A 19,132-nucleotide genomic window follows, 5' to 3' on the forward strand; every position below is an offset into this window, starting at 1 on the left:
TGTATTATGGTGGCGGGGTGCGCATATAAAAGCAGCCCGCCGTGTTCGGGCCAGAGCAATGAGGGTGTCATGAGTAACGAAAGCATTAACTGGGACAAGCTGGGTTTCGACTACATCAAGACCGACAAACGTTACCTGTCCGTATGGCGTAACGGCGAGTGGGACAAGGGCACCCTGACCGAAGACAACGTGCTGCACATCAGTGAAGGCTCCACCGCCCTGCACTATGGCCAGCAGTGCTTCGAAGGCCTGAAGGCCTACCGCTGCAAGGACGGTTCGATCAACCTGTTCCGCCCCGACCAGAACGCCGCGCGCATGCAGCGCAGCTGCGACCGCCTGCTGATGCCACGGGTCTCGACCGAACAGTTCATCGAAGCCTGCAAGCAAGTGGTCAAGGCCAACGAAAAATTCGTTCCGCCGCACGGCAAGGGTGCGCTGTACCTGCGTCCGTTCGTGATCGGCACCGGTGACAACATCGGCGTGCGCACCGCCCCCGAGTTCATCTTCTCGGTCTTCGCCATCCCGGTTGGCTCCTACTTCAAGGGCGGCATGACCCCGCACAAGTTCCTGATCTCCGACTACGACCGTGCAGCCCCGCAAGGCACCGGCGCAGCCAAGGTCGGCGGCAACTACGCGGCCAGCCTGCAACCAGGCTACGAGGCCAAGAAAGCCGGCTTCGCCGACTGCATCTACCTCGATCCGTTGACCCACAAGAAGATCGAGGAAGTCGGCTCGGCCAACTTCTTCGGCATCACCGCCAACAACGAATTCGTCACGCCGAAGTCGATCTCGGTATTGCCGGGCATCACCCGCCTGTCGCTGATGGAACTGGCCGAATCGCGCCTGGGCCTGAAAGTGATCGAAGGCGACGTGGAAATCGACAAGCTCGACCGCTTCGTCGAAGCCGGCGCCTGTGGCACTGCCGCGGTGATCACGCCGATCGGCGGCATCCAGTACAACGGCAAACTGCACGTGTTCCACAGTGAAACCGAAGTCGGCCCGGTCACCCAGAAGCTCTACGCCGAGCTGACCGGCATCCAGAGCGGTGACGTCGAAGCCCCGGCGGGCTGGATCGTCAAGGTCGCCTGAGGCTTCAGCCTGCAGTGAAAACGGGGCATGCCAGCAATGGCATGCCCCGTTTTTCTTGGCTTTCACGGCCCTGGGCAGCCAGATGAATTTTTCTTAAATCGCCGGTTGTCTATTCTTTGGCACAATCAGGTCTCCACTCGCCGCCCAGGAACCAGCATGCCTCGCGTACTGACCATCGAAGACGACGCCGTCACCGCCCAGGAAATCGTCGCCGAACTGTCCAGCCACGGCCTGGAAGTCGACTGGGCCGACAATGGCCGCGAAGGTCTGGCCAAGGCCATCGCCGGCGGCTACGACCTGATCACCCTCGACCGCATGCTGCCCGAGGTCGATGGCCTGACCATCGTCACCACCCTGCGCAACCTGAAGATCGCCACGCCGATCCTGATGATCAGCGCCCTGTCGGACGTCGACGAACGCGTGCGCGGTCTGCGCGCCGGCGGCGACGACTACCTGACCAAGCCGTTCGCCTCCGACGAGATGGCCGCCCGGGTCGAGGTGCTGCTGCGCCGTAACAGCGTGCCGATGACCCAGACCCGCCTGCAGGTCGCCGACCTCGAGCTGGACCTGATCAGCCACGAGGCGCGCCGCGGCGAACAGGCGCTGAACCTGCTGCCCACCGAATACAAGCTGCTCGAGTACCTGATGCGCCACTCCGGCCAGGTGATCACCCGGATGATGATCTTCGAGGAGGTCTGGGGTTACCACTTCGATCCCGGCACCAACCTGATCGACGTGCACATCGGCCGCCTGCGCAAGAAGATCGACTCGCCCGGCCAGAGCCCGCTGATCCGTACCGTGCGGGGCTCCGGCTATGCCATTGCCGAACCCGTCTAAGGGCTGGAGCTCCTCCACCAGCCGCCTGCTGGCGCTGTACAGCTTCCTGTTCGTGGCCTGGAGCAGCATCCTCATGGGGGTGCTGTACTTCGAGGTCACCAGCTACCTGAACAAGCTCACCCGCCACTCCATGCTGCAGCGCCAGCACCTGTTCGCCCACATGAGCGGCAAGCAGCTGGACGACGCGCTGATCGCAAGCCAGGCCTTCGAGGAGCGCAGCTTCGACGCCTACGGCCTCTTCGACCCCCAGCTCAACCCGATTGGCGGGCGCATCCGCACCATCCCGCCGGAGCTGGGCCTGGACGGCACGGTGCATGAGCTCAAGCGCTGCCTGGACGCCGACGATCCGCACCTGCCCCGCGATAGCTGCGATGCCGTGGCGATCAAGGTCCAGGACGGCCGCTGGCTGGTGCTGGTGCGCGACAACGGCTCGCTGTTCGTGGTCACCCGGATCATTCTCGACGCGCTGCTTTGGGGCATTTCCCTGACCCTGATTCCAGGCTTCGCCGGCTGGTACCTGCTGCGCCGCCGACCGCTCAAACGCATCCGGGCGATCCAGGCCCAGGCCGAACTTATCGTCGCCGGTGACCTGACCCACCGCCTGCCGGTGTCGGTGCGCCGCGATGAACTGGACATGCTGGCCGCCATCGTCAACGCGATGCTCGACCGCATCGAAAGGCTGATGCATGAGGTCAAGGGGGTCTGTGACAACATCGCCCACGACCTGCGCACGCCCCTGACCCGCCTGCGCGCGCAGCTCTATCGCATTCGCCAGCAGAGCGGCGCCGATTCTGCCGAAGGCGCGGCGCTGGACCAGGCGATCGGCGAGACCGACACGCTGATGGCACGCTTCCGAGGCCTGCTGCGTATCAGCGAACTGGAAGACCGCCAACGCCGGGCCGGCTTCGTGCAACTCGACCCACAAGGCTTGCTGGTAGAACTGCACGATTTCTACCTGCCACTGGCCGAGGATGGCGGCATCCATCTGCAACTGAGCCAGCCCGCGCAACTGGCGGCCCTGCATGGCGATCGGGAATTGCTGTTCGAGGCCCTGGCCAACCTGGTGGGCAATGCGATCAAGTTCACCCCGCAAGGCGGCCAGGTGCGCATGGTCGCCAGCGAGGACGATCAAGGCGTGCATATCGCGGTCGAGGACAGCGGGCCGGGGATTCCGGCGGATGAGCGTGAGGCGGTGTTGAAGCGTTTCTACCGCAGCGAGGAAGGCCATCGCCACCCGGGGTTCGGGCTTGGGCTGTCGATCGTCGCGGCGATCGTCGACCTGCATGGGTTCGGCTTGGAGGTGGGGGCCAGTGAGCTGGGTGGGGCGAGATTGGTTCTGCACTGCACCAGCGCGGCCTGAAAAGCATCGCGGGGCAAGTCGTATCGGCGCTGCGCCGATGCGACTTGCCCCGCGACAGGGCTTGAGCCGATCAGTCAGCCAGGCGCCAGGTGGTGGTGCCCTTGCTGTCTTCCAGTACCACGCCCATGGCGGTCAGCTGGTCGCGGATACGGTCGGACTCGGCCCAGTTCTTGTCGGTGCGCGCCTGCAGACGCGCCTGGATCAGCGCCTCCACTTCGGCAGCATCGACCTTGCCCTCGGCACCGGCACGCAGGAAGTCATCGGCCTCCAGCTGCAGCACGCCCAGCACATCCCCCAGCTCGCGCAGACGACCCGCCAGGCCGGCGGCGGCCTCAGGGTCGCTGTCGCGCAGTCGGTTGATCTCGCGCACCAGGTCGAACAGCACGGCGCAGGCTTCCGGCGTGCCGAAGTCGTCGTTCATCGCCACGGTGAAGCGCTCGACGAACGCCTCGCCGCCCTTGGCCTCGACCCGCGGCAGGCCGCGCAGCGCGTGGTAGAAGCGCTCGAGCGCGCCCTTGGCATCGCGCAGGCTGTCCTCGGAGTAGTTGATCGCGCTGCGGTAGTGGCTGGCCACCAGCAGGTAGCGCACCACTTCCGGGTGGTACTTGTCGAGCACGTCGCGGATGGTGAAGAAGTTGTTCAACGACTTGGACATCTTCTCGCCATTGATACGGATCATGCCGCAGTGCATCCAGGCGTTGGCATACTGCTTACCGGTGGCCGCCTCGCTCTGGGCGATCTCGTTCTCGTGGTGCGGGAACTCCAGGTCGCTGCCGCCGCCGTGGATGTCGAAGCTCTCGCCCAGGCAGCAAGTAGACATCACCGAGCACTCGATGTGCCAGCCCGGACGGCCCGGGCCCCACGGCGACTCCCAGCTCGGCTCGCCGGGCTTGACGCCCTTCCACAGGACGAAGTCCAGCGGATCCTGCTTGGCCTCGTCGACCTCGATGCGGGCACCGATGCGCAGGTCTTCGATCTTCTTGCGCGACAGCTTGCCGTAACCGACGAACTTGCCGACCCGGTAGTACACGTCGCCGTTGCCCGGCGCGTAGGCATAGCCCTTGTCGATCAGGGTCTGGATCATCGCGTGCATGCCGGGGATATGGTCGGTGGCACGCGGCTCCAGGTCCGGCGGCAGGATGCTCAGGCGGCGCTCGTCCTCGTGCATCGCGTCGATCATGCGGGCAGTCAGCGCGTCGAACGACTCGCCGTTCTCGTTCGCCCGGTTGATGATCTTGTCGTCGATGTCGGTGATGTTGCGCACATAGGTCAGCTCATAGCCGCTCTTGCGCAGCCAGCGGGTGACCAGGTCGAAAGCCACCATGCTGCGGCCGTGGCCCAGGTGGCAGTAGTCGTACACGGTCATGCCGCACACGTACATGCGCACCTTGTTGCCGTCCAGCGGCTTGAAAACTTCCTTGGTCTTGCTCAGCGTGTTGTAGATGGTAAGCACGAAGGTTCCTCAGCTGCCCCACGAATCGCGCAGGGTCACGGTCCGGTTGAATACCGGGCGACCCGGCTGGGAGTCTTTCAGGTCGGCGCAGAAGTAGCCTTCGCGCTCGAACTGGAAGCGGTCTTCTGGCTGGGCCTGGCCCAGGGAAGGTTCCGCGCGACAACCGCTGAGTACCTGCAGCGAATCGGGGTTGATGTTGTCGAGGAAGCTGCCGCCGTCTTCGGTCTTCTCCGGGTTGGCGGAGCGGAACAGGCGGTCGTACAGACGCACTTCGCACTCGACGCTGCCTTGCGCCGGCACCCAGTGGATCACGCCCTTGACCTTGCGGCCCTCGGGGTTCTTGCCCAGGGTGTCCGGATCGTACGAGCAGCGCAGCTCGACGATGTTGCCGTCGGCATCCTTGATCGCCTCGTCGGCGCGGATCACGTAGCTGCCACGCAGGCGCACTTCACCGGCCGGCTCCAGGCGCTTGTAGCCCTTGGGCGGCTCTTCCATGAAGTCGTCGCGGTCGATGTACAGCTCGCGGGCGAACGGCAGTACGCGCACGCCCATGTCTTCCTTCGGATGGCGCGGCAGTTCGAGCTGCTCGACCTGGTCCTCTGGGTAGTTGGTGATCACAACTTTCAGTGGGCGCAGCACGCACATGGCGCGTGGCGCGGTACGGTCGAGGTCGTCGCGGATGCTGAATTCGAGCATCGCCATGTCGACCACGCCGTCGGAACGGTTGGTGCCGATCATCTCGCAGAAGTTGCGGATCGAGGCCGGGGTGTAACCGCGGCGGCGGTAGCCCGACAGGGTCGACATGCGCGGATCGTCCCAGGACTCGACATGACCTTCGTCCACCAACTGCTTGAGCTTGCGCTTGGAGGTGATGGTGTAGTTCAGGTTCAGGCGGCTGAACTCGTACTGGCGCGGGTGCGCCGGCACCGGCAGCTTGTCGAGGAACCAGTCGTACAGCGGACGGTGGCTTTCGAACTCCAGGGTGCAGATCGAGTGGGTGATGCCTTCGATGGCGTCCGACTGACCGTGGGTGAAGTCGTAGTTGGGGTAGATGCACCACTTGTCACCGGTCTGGTGATGATGGGCATGGCGAATGCGGTACAGGATCGGGTCACGCAGGTTCATGTTCGGCGAGGCCATGTCGATCTTGGCGCGCAACACGCGCTCGCCGTCCTTGAACTCGCCGGCCTTCATGCGCGCGAACAGGTCCAGGTTCTCCTCGACGCTGCGCTCGCGGAACGGGCTGTTCTTGCCGGCCTCGGTCAGGCTGCCACGGTATTCCTTGGCCTGCTCGGGGGTCAGGTCGCAGACATAGGCGTTGCCGGACTTGATCAGCTCCACGGCCCAGGCGTGCAGTTGCTCGAAGTAGTCCGAGGCATAGCGCACCGGGCCCGCCCACTCGAAGCCCAGCCACTTGACGTCACGCTGGATGGAGTCGATGTACTCCTGGTCTTCCTTGGCCGGGTTGGTGTCGTCGAAACGCAGGTGGCAGACACCGCCGAATTCCTTGGCCAGGCCGAAGTTGACGCAGATCGACTTGGCGTGGCCGATGTGCAGGTAACCGTTGGGCTCCGGCGGGAAACGGGTGACGATGCTCTGGTGCTTGCCCGAGTCCAGGTCGGCCTGGACGATCGGCCGCAGGAAGTTCACAGGGACGGCGGGTGCGCCTTTGGCAGCGGCGTTTGGCGCGTTGTCGGCAGTGGGCTTGCTCATAGTGTCCTTGAATGCAGGTAGCCGGCCCGGGTAGGCCGATTGAATCAAAGGGCCTATCATAGCCGAAGCAGTCAAGCTGCTGACAGCCGGAGCACCGACAAAGTGGCGCGTTTTGTCGCCGCAGCGGTCTACAATCCGGCAGAATGTCGACCCAGTGGCGTGTGCCGCGGCTGCCTGATCCTGCGTCAGGTTATCCGAGCGCACCGCGCACCCTATTTCCCGAATGCCTTGAAAGAGCGAATTTCAGCATGTCCAAAGTCAAACTGAGCACCAACCACGGCGATATCGTCCTGCAACTGAATGCCAAAAAAGCCCCGCTGACCACCGAGAACTTCGTTCAGTACGTCAAGGAAGGCCACTACGATGGCACCATCTTCCACCGCGTGATCAAGGGTTTCATGATCCAGGGCGGCGGTTTCGACGCAAACATGAGCCAGAAGAAGACCCGCGCCAGCATCCAGAACGAAGCTGACAACGGCCTGAAGAACGACAAGTACACCATCGCCATGGCCCGTACCATGGAGCCGCATTCGGCCTCCGCGCAGTTCTTCATCAACGCCTCCGACAACGGTTTCCTCAACCACAACGGCAAGAACGTGCAGGGCTGGGGCTACGCGGTATTCGGTGAAGTGATCGAAGGCAAGGAAGTGGTCGACGCCATCGAGAAAGTCGCTACCGGTTCCAAGTCTGGCCACCAGGACGTACCGAAAGAAGACGTGATCATCGAGAAAGCCGAGATCATTGAGTGATACTGCTGATCTCCGATCTGCACCTGCAAGAAGAACGCCCGGACATCACCCGGGCGTTTCTTGATCTGCTCGACGGCCGCGCCCGCCACGCCAAGGCGCTGTACATCCTCGGCGACTTCTTCGAGGCCTGGATCGGCGACGATGCAATGACGCCGTTCCAGCAGTCGATCTGCCAGGCCCTGCGCCGGCTGAGCGACAGCGGCACGGCGATCTACCTGATGCACGGCAACCGCGATTTCCTCATCGGCCAGGCGTTCTGCGACGCCGCCGGCTGCACCCTGCTGGCCGACCCCAGCGTGGTCGAGCTCGGCGGCGAGGCGGTGCTGCTGATGCACGGCGACACCCTGTGCACCCGTGATGTGGCCTACATGAAGCTGCGCCGCTACCTGCGCAACCCGCTGACCCTGTGGATCCTGCGGCACCTGCCGCTGGGCACGCGGCACAAGCTGGCGCGCAAGCTGCGCAGCGAAAGCAGTACGCAGGTGCGCATGAAGAGCACCGAGATCGTCGACGTCACTCCCGAGGAAGTACCCAAGGTGATGGCCGCCCATGGCGTGCGCACCCTGGTCCACGGCCACACCCACCGGCCGGCGTTGCACAAGCTGGTGGTCGATGGCCAGCCGGCGCGGCGTATCGTGCTGGGGGACTGGGACCGCCGGGGCTGGGCGTTGCAGGTGGACGAACAGGGCTTCCAGCTGGCGCCGTTCGAGTTTTCCTGAACGACCGCCCATGCGCGCTCCTACAAAGAGCCCGCAGTTACTGGGCGCTGACCACCCGCCCCTTATCCCGCTCACTGATCACATACCGTCGATACTGCGGATCAGCCTTGATCTGTGCCTCGGTGAACGGGATCGGCGCCAGTTGCTTGGCCGCGAAGGCCCGCGTCTGATCGGCGGCATGCGCCGATGCCTGCTCGCTCGACTGGGAGAACGCCAGCAATCCCTGAGCCTTTGGCCCCTGCTCGGTGAAGCTGACCACCTGCAGATAGCTCGAACCACTGACCACCAGGCGCTTGCCCGGCCCCACCGGCACACTGACCATCGCGTTGTAGACGCCCAGGGCCTGCGGACCACCAGGCACCGGCGTGCCATCGGCAGCCTGCTGGATCTGCCCCCAACGCTGATCAGCGGTGATGCCCGCCTCGCCCACCTGCGCCAGGGACGCCAACGCCGCCTCGCGCAGCAGCTTGCCTACTGCGGCCTGCTCCACCGCCAGGCCACGCGGCGTGTGCTGCGGGTCGGTCGGGTCGAACGGCACGCGCCAGCTTTGCGGGTGCTCGGCCAACGCGTCGGCAATGTTCATGAAATGGAGCAAACCGACTCCGCTGTCCAGGTCGGCCTTGCCGTTCCAGTCGCGCAGGCTGGCGCACACTGATTCCAGATCCGCCTCCACGCCCTTGCACCACTGCAGCAGGTCCGGCAGCAGCAGGCTGGCCTGGTACACCTCGTCATCGAACACCATGCGCCGCAGTTCGCCGACACCCAGCTTGTCCCGGCCCTGCAGGCGCTGCAGGGCAAAGCGGCTGCGCATGCCCAGGGGCTGGTCGGCACGACTCACCAGCGGCGAGAAACCGGTCAACGGTTGGGCCGGGTTGGCCATCCATGCCGAATCGTTGGCGTGCTGCACATAGTCGCGCCGTTCCAGGCTCGGCAGCAGGCTCGCCGGGAAGATCCCCGGCTGGGCCGCCTGTGCATCGACCTTCCACTGGCAGGCACTGCGCGAGCCATCGAGCACCACCAGCGGGCCGGAAGCCGCCGGATTGCTGCACTGCGCCAGCAGCGCCTGGTCGACATAGGGCACCACCGACTGGTTCAGGTACAAGGCCTGGCCGGCAGCATCCACCGCCAGGGTGTTGACCCAGGGGATACCCTGCAACTGCCGCACCGAGGCCTTGAGCGTTTCCAGGCTATCGGCGCGGTTGATCCGGTACCACTGCTGCAGGACCCGGGTATTGTCCAGGTTGGCGTCGCGCAGGCTGTAGGCCGCCTGGTTGTCCCAGTCCAGGCGCCCTGGCCACTGCACCACCGGGCCGAACTTCGACAGGTGGATCGTACGCTCCACCTCGCTCAGCGTGCCGTCCTTGTCCTTTACCATGACCTTGAGCTGTTTACGTTCGAGCGGCAGCGACTGGCCGTCAAACAGGTAACGGGTCGCGTCCTTGGGGTCCAGCTGCAGGCGGTAGAGGGTGAAATGCTTCGAGGTATCGACAGTGTGGGTCCAGGCCAGGTGTCGGTTGAAACCGATATTGACCACCGGCAGGCCCGGCAGGGCCGCGCCCATTACATCCAGTTGCCCGGGGATGGTCAGTTGCATCTGGTAGAAGCGCATGCCGCCGATCCAGGGGAAATGCGGGTTGGCCAGTAGCAGCCCGCGACCATTGGCCGAACGCTCGCTGCCCACCGCCACGGCGTTGCTGCCACGCTCGGCGGCGAACTGCGCCTGGCGCGCCAGGGCCACGCCGTAATCGACCGCCGGGCGTTGCGCCGCCAGCTTCGGCGGGGTCGCGGCCACCACCGCCTCGACGAACTGACCGACACCGCCTTCGGCCAGCAAGCGCCGGGTCAGCTTGACCAGGTCACGGCTGCTGATCGGCCGCAGCCAGTCCCCTGCCCCGCACTCGGCCGGCAGGCCTTGGGCGCGCCGCTCGCCCAGGGCGCGGTTGTAACCGCTGGCGTAGCCGTCGAGCAGGTCGCGCACCGCCAGCGGCTGTGCTTGCAGGAAGCCATCCACCGCCGCCGGTTCGTTGAGCCAGGTGAAGAACAGGTCGCTGGACAGGTTGTCGCGCTGCTCGACTGTCTTGCCGTCGCCGCCGAAATAGCGCGAGCGCTCGCCATTGACCGTCAGCACCTCGCCGGCCAGCAGGCACAGGTTGTCCTGGGCGTAGGCATAACCGATGCCGTAGCCAAGGCCGCGTTCGTCCTTGGCCAGGATATGCGGCACGCCGAAGCTGGTACGGCGGATCTGCGCAGAGGCCTCGTCGGCGACCTCCCGTGCCTGAACGACCAGGCTGGAGGCAACCAGGGCGGCGGCAAGGCCCAGGCGGAACAGGGGAAGAGGGATCACAGGCACTCCTCGTGCTATCGGGGTCATCCCGAACAGACGAATGGCCGGATGAAAATTTTACGGTCGACGCGAGGCTGCAACGTTCTCAACAGAACGTGTCAGATTTTTTTCACCGAGGGTTGCAGTTTTGTCGATCTCATTCGTCTTTAGATGTGAGGCACCCATGATTTCGGGACAGTCCACGAAAAGGAGCATTCACATGTACAACCCGCAACATACGCTATCGGCGCCGCCCGCCCCAGGCCAGGCCGCCGCTCCCCAGGAGGAACGCGTGGGCAACGAACAGATCCGCGAACTGCTGCGCGCCTACGGCCTGCGCACCAGCCTGATCCGCCTGAAGGTCATCGACGCCCTGCACACCGCCGGGCGCAATGGCCGCACCATCGGCGTGCGTGGCGTGCATGCGCAACTCGAGCAACTGGACATTCCCTTGTCGTTCCTGAGCGTGCGCGAGGTGCTCAAGCGCCTGTGCAGCGAAGGCGTCATCAGCCTGGGCAGCGACAAGTGCTACAGCCTGAACCCCCAGGCCCGGGCCGTGCTCGAGCAACCCGCCTCGCGTTGAGCGCCTGGCCGGCAGGGATATGCCGGCCCGCCCGTCTCAGGGCTTGACCTTGCGCCGCAAGATCCCGTTGATCACCACCACGACCACCGCGATGGCGATGGCGATGTACTGGAACGTCTGCTCGCTGATAGTGCCCTGCTTCTGCAGGTAGCTTAGGCCGAGCATGATCCCCAGAACCACCAGGATGATCAGGATCGAGTATTTGAGGCGCTGCACGTGGGTCATCGGAAATTCCTTGCGACATCGGGGACATGAGGCTCCAGCGGAGCCGATGCCATGATACCTCGCCCGTTTTCCCCTCGCTGAAGTTCCTGCCGCATCTTTTCCCTGCCCTCCCCAGACCCACCCCGGAACATCCCTGGGCGCACAACTGGGTCATCCACCCAGACTGCCACCATGGAACCCCTTCACTAGACGGTTTGGGGCCTGCAGCCAAAGGGTGAAGGCGTTTCCTACTTAAAGCTATCGTGTTGCCCGCAAACAGTAGGCAGCTGCGACTACAAGCTCCGGTCCGCTTCGCGCCTAGCGACCCTTTCCACTGCTGTTCGAAAATCGAACCACGCCACTCGGACCGCCACCCGTGGCCGACCACGCCGCAGCCATCCGGGCCTCGGCGTCTGCCAAACCTACATGACGGAAGGAACCATTTCGTGGAAAAGCCAGACCTGAGCAATATCGACATCACCCAACTGCCTCAATCGCTGCAGGCGCTGATCGAGTGCATCGGCCTGGACAGCGCCTACCGCCTGACCTGCGCCTTCGGCGGCCGCCCCAAGTACATTCCCAAGCATCGTGACCGCAGCAAGCTGGCCGACGTGCTGCCAGCCGAAGCACTCGACGCGCTGATCGAGCGCTACGCCGGCCTGGCCCTGGAAATCCCCAAGCCCGATCACTTCCAGCGCCAGTTGCGCAACCAGCAGATCCAGAAGGAAAGCGCCAGCGGGCTGTCGCGCAGCCTGCTGGCCAACAAATATGGCCTGAGCCTGCGGCAGATCGGCAATATTCGTCGCCAGGAGTGCCATGCCCGCTGAGCAGGCACTCCACCTGGTTTAGAAATCGCGCTTGTAGAAGATATCCAGCGAACTGGCCAGGCCGCTGGCGGCCTCGAGGTAGACCTTCTTGCTGAGCTTGTAGCGCAAGGCGATGGTGTTGGCGGGCTCGAACACGCCGACGCCATAGCGCAGGCTGAGCCGCTCGGTGAGGTTGCCGCTGGCCACCACGCTGGTCTTGTTGCCCGTACCCTGGGTGTCGAGCTGGAAGTCATCGATGCCCAGGTTGGAGGCCAGCCCCCCGGTCAGGCCGGCGCTGCCCATCAGGCCCAGGCCCAGTGCCGCTTCGGCAAGCATGTTGTTGTCCTCGCCGGAGCTGTTCAGCGGCCGGCCCAGCACCAAGTAGGATAACGCCTGCTCCTGGCTCATCGCCGGCTCCGAGAACACCTTGGTGGTCGGCTGCTCGGCACTGCCGCTCAGGCGGATGCCGGCAATCACGTCATCGACCTGGCGGATGGCCTCGATGTCCAGGTAAGGCTGGTCGATGGGCCCGGCGAACAACAGGCGCGCGCGGCGGATGGTCAGGTTCTGCCCATACTGCCGATAGCGCCCGTCGGCCAGGCTCAGCTCGCCGCGGGTATCGAGGTTGTCGCCTATATGCACATGCCCCAGCAGGTTGGCGGTAAGGCCAAAGCCCTTGAACGACAGTTTTTCGCTGCCGACCTCGACATCGATGTCCATGGCCACCGCCATCGGCGGCTTGCCCTGTTCAGTCTGGCGGCCAACGATCACCGTGTCGTCCGAGACCTTGACCGTCGACGGCGGCAACTCGCGCACGGTGATCTTGCCCTTGGGCACCAGCACCTTGCCGGTGACCGCCAGGCGGTCGTCCAGCAGGCGTAGGGTCAGGTCGGGCGCCACCTCCAGTACCGCGTACGGCTCGACGCTGACCGGCAGCTGCTGGCCCTGCAGGCGCAAATCCATGCCCAGTGCCTGCCCCCAGGTCAGGTGACCGGCCAGTTGCCCGCGACCGGCGGCGCCGCTGCGCCAGTTGCCGTTCAACTGCACCTGTTCACCGGCGATCAGTGCCTGCAGCGACAGGTCCTCGAGGCTGACCGGCAGCTCCGCGCCGCTGACCTCGCCACCGCTCAGGGCCAGGTTGCCATTGACCTGGGGCACCAGCAGGCTGCCCGACAGGCGGCCGCTGCCGTTGAGCTGGCCGGCCAGGCGCTCGACCATGGGCAGGAACGGGCGGATGACCGACAGATCGAGCCCGGCCAGGCGGAAGTCGCCGGACAGCGGCTTGTTGCGGCCCAGCGGGTCGATGCGGGCATTCAGGTTCACCTCGCCCAGGCGCTCGCCACGGAAATCCACGCGGGTGTCGACCCGGCGCGGCGCCAGGGTGCTGTCCAGGCGCAACACCTGGTAGGGGAAATCGATCCAGCGGTCCTTGTCGCGCACCCGCAGGGTGCCGCCGCCGGCATCGATGCGGATGCTGCCCTTGGGCCCACTGGCCGGGATATCGAGGTTGATGTCGGCGTTCAGCAGGCCTTGCCAGGCGAAGTCCTTGGGCAGCCACTGCGCCAGGCTGTCCAGCGGGAACTGCTTGAGGTGGTAGCGCAGCCGCGGCTCCGGTGCCAGGCGCTGGTCCTCGCCGCACAGGCTGGCCTGGCCGGAGCGCCAGCAGTGGGCGCCAAAGTCGAGCTGGCCGCTGGCCAGGCGTTGCAGACGCGCCGGCGCCTGCAGCTGCCAATCCTGGCCGCCGGCCTGGATGCGCCCGCTGGCCAGGCGGCCACGCCAGTCGCCCTTGTTCAGCGCACCGTCCAGCGCCAGATCGAGCTTGAGTTGCGGGCCGTCGAGGGCCAGCGTCACGGCCTGCTGACGGATATCGCCCTTGCCTTGCACGTCGAGGCTGCCCAGGGCGGTATCCCCCAAGCGTATCCCGCCGGCCTTGAGCGCCAGCTGGCCGCGCTGGACATTGTCCAGCCGTGCGTCCAGGTCCAGGCGCTGCACACGGTTGTCGGCCTGGCCCAGTTGCTGCCCCTGCAGGGCCAGGGTGCCCTGGGGCGCGGCCAGGGTACCGGCCAGGTCCAGGCGCCCCTTGGCCTGTCCTTGCAACTGCGGCCAGAGCTGGCCCAGGCGTGGCAGGTCGAGGTCGATGCGCCCGGCCAGGCGTTGCTGCAGGCTGGCGCTACCGTTGATGCGGTTGTCACCCAGTTGTACCGCCAGGCTGCCCAGGGTCCAGCGCTCGCCGGCGCCCTCGGCGTCGACCTTGACCAGCGCCGGCTGGCCACGCAAGCGGCCCTTGAGGTCCAGTTGCGCCTTGAGCGTCAACTGCTCGTGCTTGAGCTCGCCCTGGCTGCGCAGCGGACCGGCCAGGGTGCCCGGCAGCTCCGCCAGCCAATAGGCCGGATCCAGCGCCGACAATTGCAGGTCGACATCCCAGGCCAGGGTGTCGGCAAAGCGCAAGGCGACACTGCCCGCAGCCTTGCCCTGCCCCGCGATGAGCAGCAGCTGCGGCAGGCGTACCTGGCCCAGGTCACCCTCGAACGGGCTGGCCAGGGTGAAGGCCCCCGCCGGGCCGTCCAGATCGCCGTTGAACGCGCCCTTGTAGTTGCCGCCGCGGTACTGCACCTGGGCGTTGAAACGCTTGATCGTGACCTGGGGCGCCTGTTCCAGCGGATACAGGCGCAACCAGGGAAAGTCCAGCCAGTCGAGGCTGGCGTCGGCGCTCAGGTCCTGCTGCCAGTCGGCGCTGGCCTGCAGCTTGAGGCGCTGCGTGTCGCTGGCATTGAGGTCAAGGGCATCGATTCGGGCGCCCTTGGCGTCCACCTTGCCGGCCAGCACCAGGCCCACCGGCCCTTGCTCGGCGGGCAAGGTGGCGGAGCCTGAGAGTTGATAACCCTTGAGCAGGTCGCCCTGGGCGTCAAGCTTGAGCTGGTCCAGTTGCAGGGTGTCGGGCAACTCGCCGGCCGGCTTGAAAGCCTGCGAACGGATGCTCAGGCGGGCCGGCAAATGCTCGGCCAGCGCCTGCAATTCGCCGTTCAGCCGGGCGTCCAGGTAACCGCTGCTGGTGGCCTCGATGACGAGGGTCTTCTGCAGCTCGCCCTTGGCGTTCAAGGCCAGTTGCCACGGCTTGCCATCCACCGTCGGCAGTTGCAGCGTGCCCTGCAGCTGCAGTGGCCAGTCACCCAGGGGCGTCAGGTCACCTTGAACGTCCAGGTGCAGATCGTCTCGGCGCAGTTGCAGGCTGTCCACCCGCAGCCCGCTGGCGGTCCAGTGGGCCGCCAGGCTCAGGTCGCCCAGCAGGTCGCTGCCATCCAGGCGCAACTGGCCCACCTTGACCTCGCCCAGCTCGATGGCCAGCGGCAGGTTCAATGCTGGCAATTGCAGCGGACCGCTGTCGGGCTGGTCTTCGCCCGGCGCAAAGGCCATGTCGATGCGGTCGGCCTGCAAGCGTTCGACGCACAGGGTCGCACGCAGCAGGCAGGCCGGCGACCAGGCCAACTGCGGCGCCAGCAGCTCGACCCGATCGTCGCCAGCAGACCAGCGCAACAGGCTGGCCTGCCAGCTGCCGCCAAGGCGCCCGGTAAAATCGCTGACCTCGAGCCCCGGCACCCGCGCCAGCGCCCAGCGGCTGCCCGCCTGGGTGCCGAGCACCAGCCCCAGCGCCAGGACGATCAGCACCAGCAGGCCCGCCAGTACCAGCAGGATCGGTTTGAACACACGCATCAAAGCTCGGGCCCCATGGAGAAGTGCAAGCGAAAACCACCGTCGTCATCCAGTGCGCGGGCCAGGTCCAGGCGCAGTGGCCCCACCGGCGACACCCAGCGCACGCCGATGCCGACGCCGGTCTTGAGGCTGGGAAACTCCAGCGAGTTGAACGAGTTGCCTTGGTCGACGAAGGTCGCCAGGCGCCACTTTTCCGCGATCGAATACTGATACTCGGCACTGCCGGCCACCAGATAGCGGCCGCCGATGCGGTCGCCCTGGTTGTTCTTCGGCGACAGCGACTGATAGTCGTAGCCGCGCACGCTCTGGTCGCCACCGGCGAAGAAGCGCAGCGACGGCGGGATGTTCTGCTGGTAGCCGTTGGTGGCGCTGCCGCCGAACTGCACGCGACCCAGTAAACGATGGCGCTTGCCCAGGGTGGTCAGGCCCTTGAGCAGCACGTTGCCATGGATCAGGTTGGTATCCGAACCCAGGCCTTCCTTGGCCGCCTGCAGGTCGAACTGCAGGCGGTAGCCGTTGTGCGGGTCGATGCGGTTGTCGCTGCGCAGGTACGAAAAGCTGACACCTGGCATCAACAGGTTGCTCAGCCCCGAGTCGTCGCCCAGGCGGTACTCCTCACGCTGGTACTTGAGCGAGATCACGCGCTGCCAGCCACTGGGCAGCTTGCTGTGCCACTCGGGGCCGACGGTGAGCAGCTTGCTCAAGGTGTCGGTACCGGAGATCTCCTCGTTCTGGTAGCCGCCAGCGAAGCGCAGCTTGTCGGTGAGCGGCGGATCCAGCGGGATGTCGTACCACAGCCCGACGTTCTGCCGGGGCGCCGACAGTTCGGTTTCCCAGCCGTAGCTGTGGCCCTGCGGGTTCACCCAGTGACGGGTCCAGTTGGCCTTGCCACGCGGCCCGACGTCGGTGGAAAAGCCCAGGCCCAGGCCCAGGGTACGCGGCTTGCGGGTATCGAGGCGCACGTCCACCGGGATATCCTTGCCCACCGCGGCGGTGGGCGAGGCATCCACCCGCACGCTGTCGAAGTAGCCGCTCGATTGCAGGTCGTTGTTGAGTTCGGCGATCAGCTCTGAGTCATAGGGGGTACCGGGCTTGAACGACACCATGCGCTGCAGCAGGTCGTTGTCCAGCGGCGCGTCGCCGCCGAAGGTCACCGCGCCGAGACGGTAGCGCGGGCCGCTCTGGTAGACCAGCTCGATGTCGGCCACGCCGGCCTGCGGGTCCACCGCCAAGCGCTGGCGCTCGAAGCGCCCGGCGAAGAAGCCGTAGCGCGACGCCTGGTTCTGGATCAGCCGCTTGGCATCCTCGTAGGTGCCGTGGTTGAGCTGCTCGCCCGGGCGCAGCGCCTTGCTGTCGGGGATGCGAAAGACCTTGAGCTCGCTGGCCGGCCCGTCGATGCGCACGGTCACGTTGCGCAGGCGCACAGGCTCGCCGGGCTCGACCCGGATGATCAATTGCGCGGGTTTGTCCTTGTCGCCTGCGGGCTTGACCTCGGTCTCGACCCGCGCCTGGTAGTAGCCAAGGGCCTGGGCCGCCTTGCGCGTCTGCTCCTCGGCGCCCCGGCTGAAACGCAGCAGCGCTTCTTCGTCGCGGTCGCCCAGGCTGCCGATATACCCTTCGATATTGGACTTGAGCGCCTTGTTGGCGGGTTTGACCCGCACCAGCAATTCGCTCTGCGCCCATGCCATGGAGCTGGCGGCCAGCAACAGCAGGCCCCAGCCAAGTCTTCCTGAATACGTCATGCGCGGCATGCTACCAGAGCAAAGGGGTCAAGAGGGCTGTCGGCAAACGCCTGTCACAGGTTCGCCACCCTCGACGAGCGCGGGTTGGGGTGGAAGAACACCCGTTCGCGGATCGGCCCTACGGCGATCTCGCCGATCTCCTCATAGCCCTGGCGCTGGTAGAACGCCAGGTAGTGCGCATTGCCGGTGTCCAGCACCACGCCCTCGGTGCTGGCATCCTCCGCGCACCAGTCGTGCACGGCCTGCAGCAGTTGCTCCCCATAATGCTGGCCCTGGAACTGCGGGTGCACGCCCAGCAACGGCAGGACGTGGACATTGTCGCCCGGCAGGCAGCCGGCCAGCGCGGCCTGGTAGTCCAGGTAGCGCCGGGTACAGCGCAGGCCGGTACCGAGGATCATGCGCAGGCGCCAAGCCCAGCTGTCGGCCACGCCCAGGCGCCGCTGCGGCGGCACGATCAGCGCCAGGCCGATCAGGCGGTCCTCCAGCAGCAGGCCGATCGCCGGCAGTTGCAGATAGAAGTGCTGGCGCACCCACTCGCGCACCATCACCCGCAGGCGGCGCTCGTAGCCGGGACGCTGGCCCTCGAACAGCCAGGCAAAGGTCGGCTCGTGACGATAGGCATGGTAGAGCAGCGAACGCGCCTCACGGGCGTAGCCGGCGTCGAGCAGGCAGGTCCGGGCCGGGGCGGCGATGACGTCGGGCATTGCGGGCAGTCCTCCTGGAATGGGCGTACAGTGCCTTGGAGCCAGATTCCGGCGCTGGGTTCACCTCCTCCAGCACGTTAGCAGCGCCCGCCGCGCGGCGCCATGCTGGCCGTGGCCGGCGATGTCGGCTAGCATCCGTGGCTTTTTACTAGGATCATCTTTCCATGAAGATCGTCTCGTTCAACATCAATGGCCTGCGCGCCCGTCCGCACCAGCTGGCGGCGCTGATCGACAAACACCAGCCGGACGTGATCGGCCTGCAGGAAACCAAGGTCAGCGACGATCAGTTCCCGTTGGCCGACGTCGAGGCGCTCGGCTACCACGTGCATTACCACGGCCAGAAAGGCCACTATGGCGTCGCCCTGCTCTCGCGACAGGCGCCGCTGTCTTTGTCCAAGGGCTTCGCCGGCGATGACGAGGACGCCCAGCGCCGCTTCATCTGGGGCACCTTCGCCGATGCCGACGGCACGCCGATCACCATCATGAACGGCTACTTCCCCCAAGGTGAAAGCCGCGACCACCCCACCAAGTTCCCGGCCAAGCAGCGCTTCTACAGCGACCTGCAGGCCCTGCTCGAAGGGCAGTTCAAGAATGACCAGCCCGTCGTGGTGATGGGCGACCTGAATATCTCGCCCCAGGACTGCGACATCGGCATCGGCGCGGACAATGCCAAGCGCTGGCTGAAGACCGGCAAGTGCAGCTTCCTGCCCGAGGAGCGCGAGTGGATGGAGCGGCTCAAGGGCTGGGGCCTGGTCGACAGCTTCCGCCACCTGCACCCGGAAGTGGCCGACCGCTTCAGTTGGTTCGACTACCGCAGCCGCGGCTTCGAGGACGAGCCCAAGCGCGGCCTGCGCATCGACCTGATCATGGCCTCCCAGGGCTTGCTGCCACGGCTCAAGGCCGCCGGGGTCGACTATGAACTGCGGGGGATGGAGAAGCCTTCGGACCATGCGCCGATCTGGCTTGAGTTGGGTTGAGCCGACAACAGGCGCTGGACGATAGCCTTGCAGCGCTCTCGAGATCGAGCGCCGCCCGCGCGGCGCTCGATCTCATAGGCGCCACACCTCTCTCGTCAAACACTTACACAAATCCCCCTTAAACATCGCCTCGTTCATTTCGTCCATCAGCACGAACTCCCG

General features: G+C 65.6%; 15 protein-coding genes. 8 read left to right on the plus strand and 7 right to left on the minus strand.

Translation table 11 applies throughout. From position 1 onward, the window contains the following. The first annotated feature begins 69 nt into the window (after nt 1-69). From ACVWZ5_RS12615 to ACVWZ5_RS12625, 3 genes are all read left to right on the plus strand, one after another. Nucleotides 70-1,089: a branched-chain amino acid aminotransferase gene (locus ACVWZ5_RS12615; RefSeq protein WP_028690746.1), complete on the plus strand. Its 1,020-nt coding sequence runs from the start codon at nt 70-72 to the stop codon at nt 1,087-1,089. A 156-nt stretch (nt 1,090-1,245) separates the two neighbouring features. Then, on the plus strand, nt 1,246-1,926 hold the full coding sequence (locus ACVWZ5_RS12620; RefSeq protein WP_028690745.1) for a response regulator transcription factor: 681 nt from the start codon (nt 1,246-1,248) through the stop codon (nt 1,924-1,926). Continuing rightward, nucleotides 1,904-3,286: a sensor histidine kinase gene (locus ACVWZ5_RS12625; RefSeq protein WP_028690744.1), complete on the plus strand. Its 1,383-nt coding sequence runs from the start codon at nt 1,904-1,906 to the stop codon at nt 3,284-3,286. The genes ACVWZ5_RS12620 and ACVWZ5_RS12625 overlap by 23 nt, the downstream gene beginning before the upstream one ends. 70 nt (nt 3,287-3,356) lie before the next feature. Here ACVWZ5_RS12625 and cysS read toward each other — a convergent pair whose 3' ends face one another. After that, the gene (gene cysS / locus ACVWZ5_RS12630; RefSeq protein WP_028690743.1) at nt 3,357-4,739 is read right to left on the minus strand and encodes a cysteine--tRNA ligase; all 1,383 of its coding nucleotides are present in this window, start codon (nt 4,737-4,739) and stop codon (nt 3,357-3,359) included. Between the two features lie 9 nt (nt 4,740-4,748). Beyond that, a complete protein-coding gene (locus ACVWZ5_RS12635; protein WP_186600519.1) occupies nt 4,749-6,452 on the minus strand; it encodes a glutamine--tRNA ligase/YqeY domain fusion protein in 1,704 nt (567 codons plus the stop codon). A gap of 248 nt (nt 6,453-6,700) precedes the next feature. On the opposite strand from ACVWZ5_RS12635, the gene ACVWZ5_RS12640 reads away from it, so the two are divergent. Together ACVWZ5_RS12640 and ACVWZ5_RS12645 are read left to right on the plus strand one after the other, a co-directional pair. Further along, nucleotides 6,701-7,201 (plus strand): peptidylprolyl isomerase, encoded by a 501-nt coding sequence (locus ACVWZ5_RS12640; RefSeq protein ID WP_062574299.1) that lies wholly within the window; start codon nt 6,701-6,703, stop codon nt 7,199-7,201. Next, a complete protein-coding gene (locus ACVWZ5_RS12645) occupies nt 7,198-7,920 on the plus strand; it encodes a UDP-2,3-diacylglucosamine diphosphatase (RefSeq protein ID WP_062360385.1) in 723 nt (240 codons plus the stop codon). Before ACVWZ5_RS12640 ends, ACVWZ5_RS12645 begins: the two co-directional genes overlap by 4 nt. A gap of 37 nt (nt 7,921-7,957) precedes the next feature. On the opposite strand, the gene pvdQ is transcribed toward ACVWZ5_RS12645, so the two are convergent. Further along, nucleotides 7,958-10,264, minus strand: coding sequence for a bifunctional acylase PvdQ (pvdQ, locus tag ACVWZ5_RS12650; protein ID WP_457340652.1), 2,307 nt, complete (start codon nt 10,262-10,264; stop codon nt 7,958-7,960). Between the two features lie 199 nt (nt 10,265-10,463). Between pvdQ and ACVWZ5_RS12655 the strand changes: the two genes are divergently transcribed. Further along, nucleotides 10,464-10,826 carry a hypothetical protein gene (locus ACVWZ5_RS12655; protein WP_062574301.1) on the plus strand — a complete coding sequence of 121 codons (363 nt, stop codon included), beginning with the start codon at nt 10,464-10,466 and terminating at the stop codon, nt 10,824-10,826. Between the two features lie 36 nt (nt 10,827-10,862). On the opposite strand, the gene ACVWZ5_RS12660 is transcribed toward ACVWZ5_RS12655, so the two are convergent. Further along, entirely contained in the window at nt 10,863-11,051 is a 189-nt protein-coding gene (locus ACVWZ5_RS12660; RefSeq protein WP_011533313.1) for a hypothetical protein, read from the minus strand. Nucleotides 11,052-11,476: 425 nt separating this feature from the next. Between ACVWZ5_RS12660 and ACVWZ5_RS12665 the strand changes: the two genes are divergently transcribed. Beyond that, complete coding sequence (locus ACVWZ5_RS12665; RefSeq protein ID WP_062574302.1) at nt 11,477-11,857, plus strand: Mor transcription activator family protein; 381 nt, start codon at nt 11,477-11,479, stop codon at nt 11,855-11,857. 18 nt (nt 11,858-11,875) lie between these two features. Here the strand turns inward: ACVWZ5_RS12665 and ACVWZ5_RS12670 are convergent, their stop codons facing one another. Genes ACVWZ5_RS12670 through ACVWZ5_RS12680 form a run of 3 tightly spaced genes read right to left on the minus strand, consistent with a single transcriptional unit; the run spans nt 11,876 to nt 17,993 of the window. Then, nucleotides 11,876-15,550: a translocation/assembly module TamB domain-containing protein gene (locus tag ACVWZ5_RS12670; RefSeq protein ID WP_457340653.1), complete on the minus strand. Its 3,675-nt coding sequence runs from the start codon at nt 15,548-15,550 to the stop codon at nt 11,876-11,878. Beyond that, the gene (locus ACVWZ5_RS12675) at nt 15,547-17,289 is read right to left on the minus strand and encodes an autotransporter assembly complex protein TamA (RefSeq protein WP_457340654.1); all 1,743 of its coding nucleotides are present in this window, start codon (nt 17,287-17,289) and stop codon (nt 15,547-15,549) included. The genes ACVWZ5_RS12670 and ACVWZ5_RS12675 overlap by 4 nt, the downstream gene beginning before the upstream one ends. 53 nt (nt 17,290-17,342) lie before the next feature. Further along, nucleotides 17,343-17,993, minus strand: coding sequence for a GNAT family N-acetyltransferase (locus ACVWZ5_RS12680; RefSeq protein ID WP_062574305.1), 651 nt, complete (start codon nt 17,991-17,993; stop codon nt 17,343-17,345). 164 nt (nt 17,994-18,157) lie between these two features. Here ACVWZ5_RS12680 and xthA point away from each other — a divergent pair, with 164 nt between their 5' ends. Beyond that, the gene (gene xthA, locus ACVWZ5_RS12685) at nt 18,158-18,970 is read left to right on the plus strand and encodes an exodeoxyribonuclease III (RefSeq protein ID WP_062574306.1); all 813 of its coding nucleotides are present in this window, start codon (nt 18,158-18,160) and stop codon (nt 18,968-18,970) included. The last annotated feature ends 162 nt before the right edge of the window (nt 18,971-19,132 follow it).

Source organism: Pseudomonas sp. TE6283, from assembly GCF_054060555.1.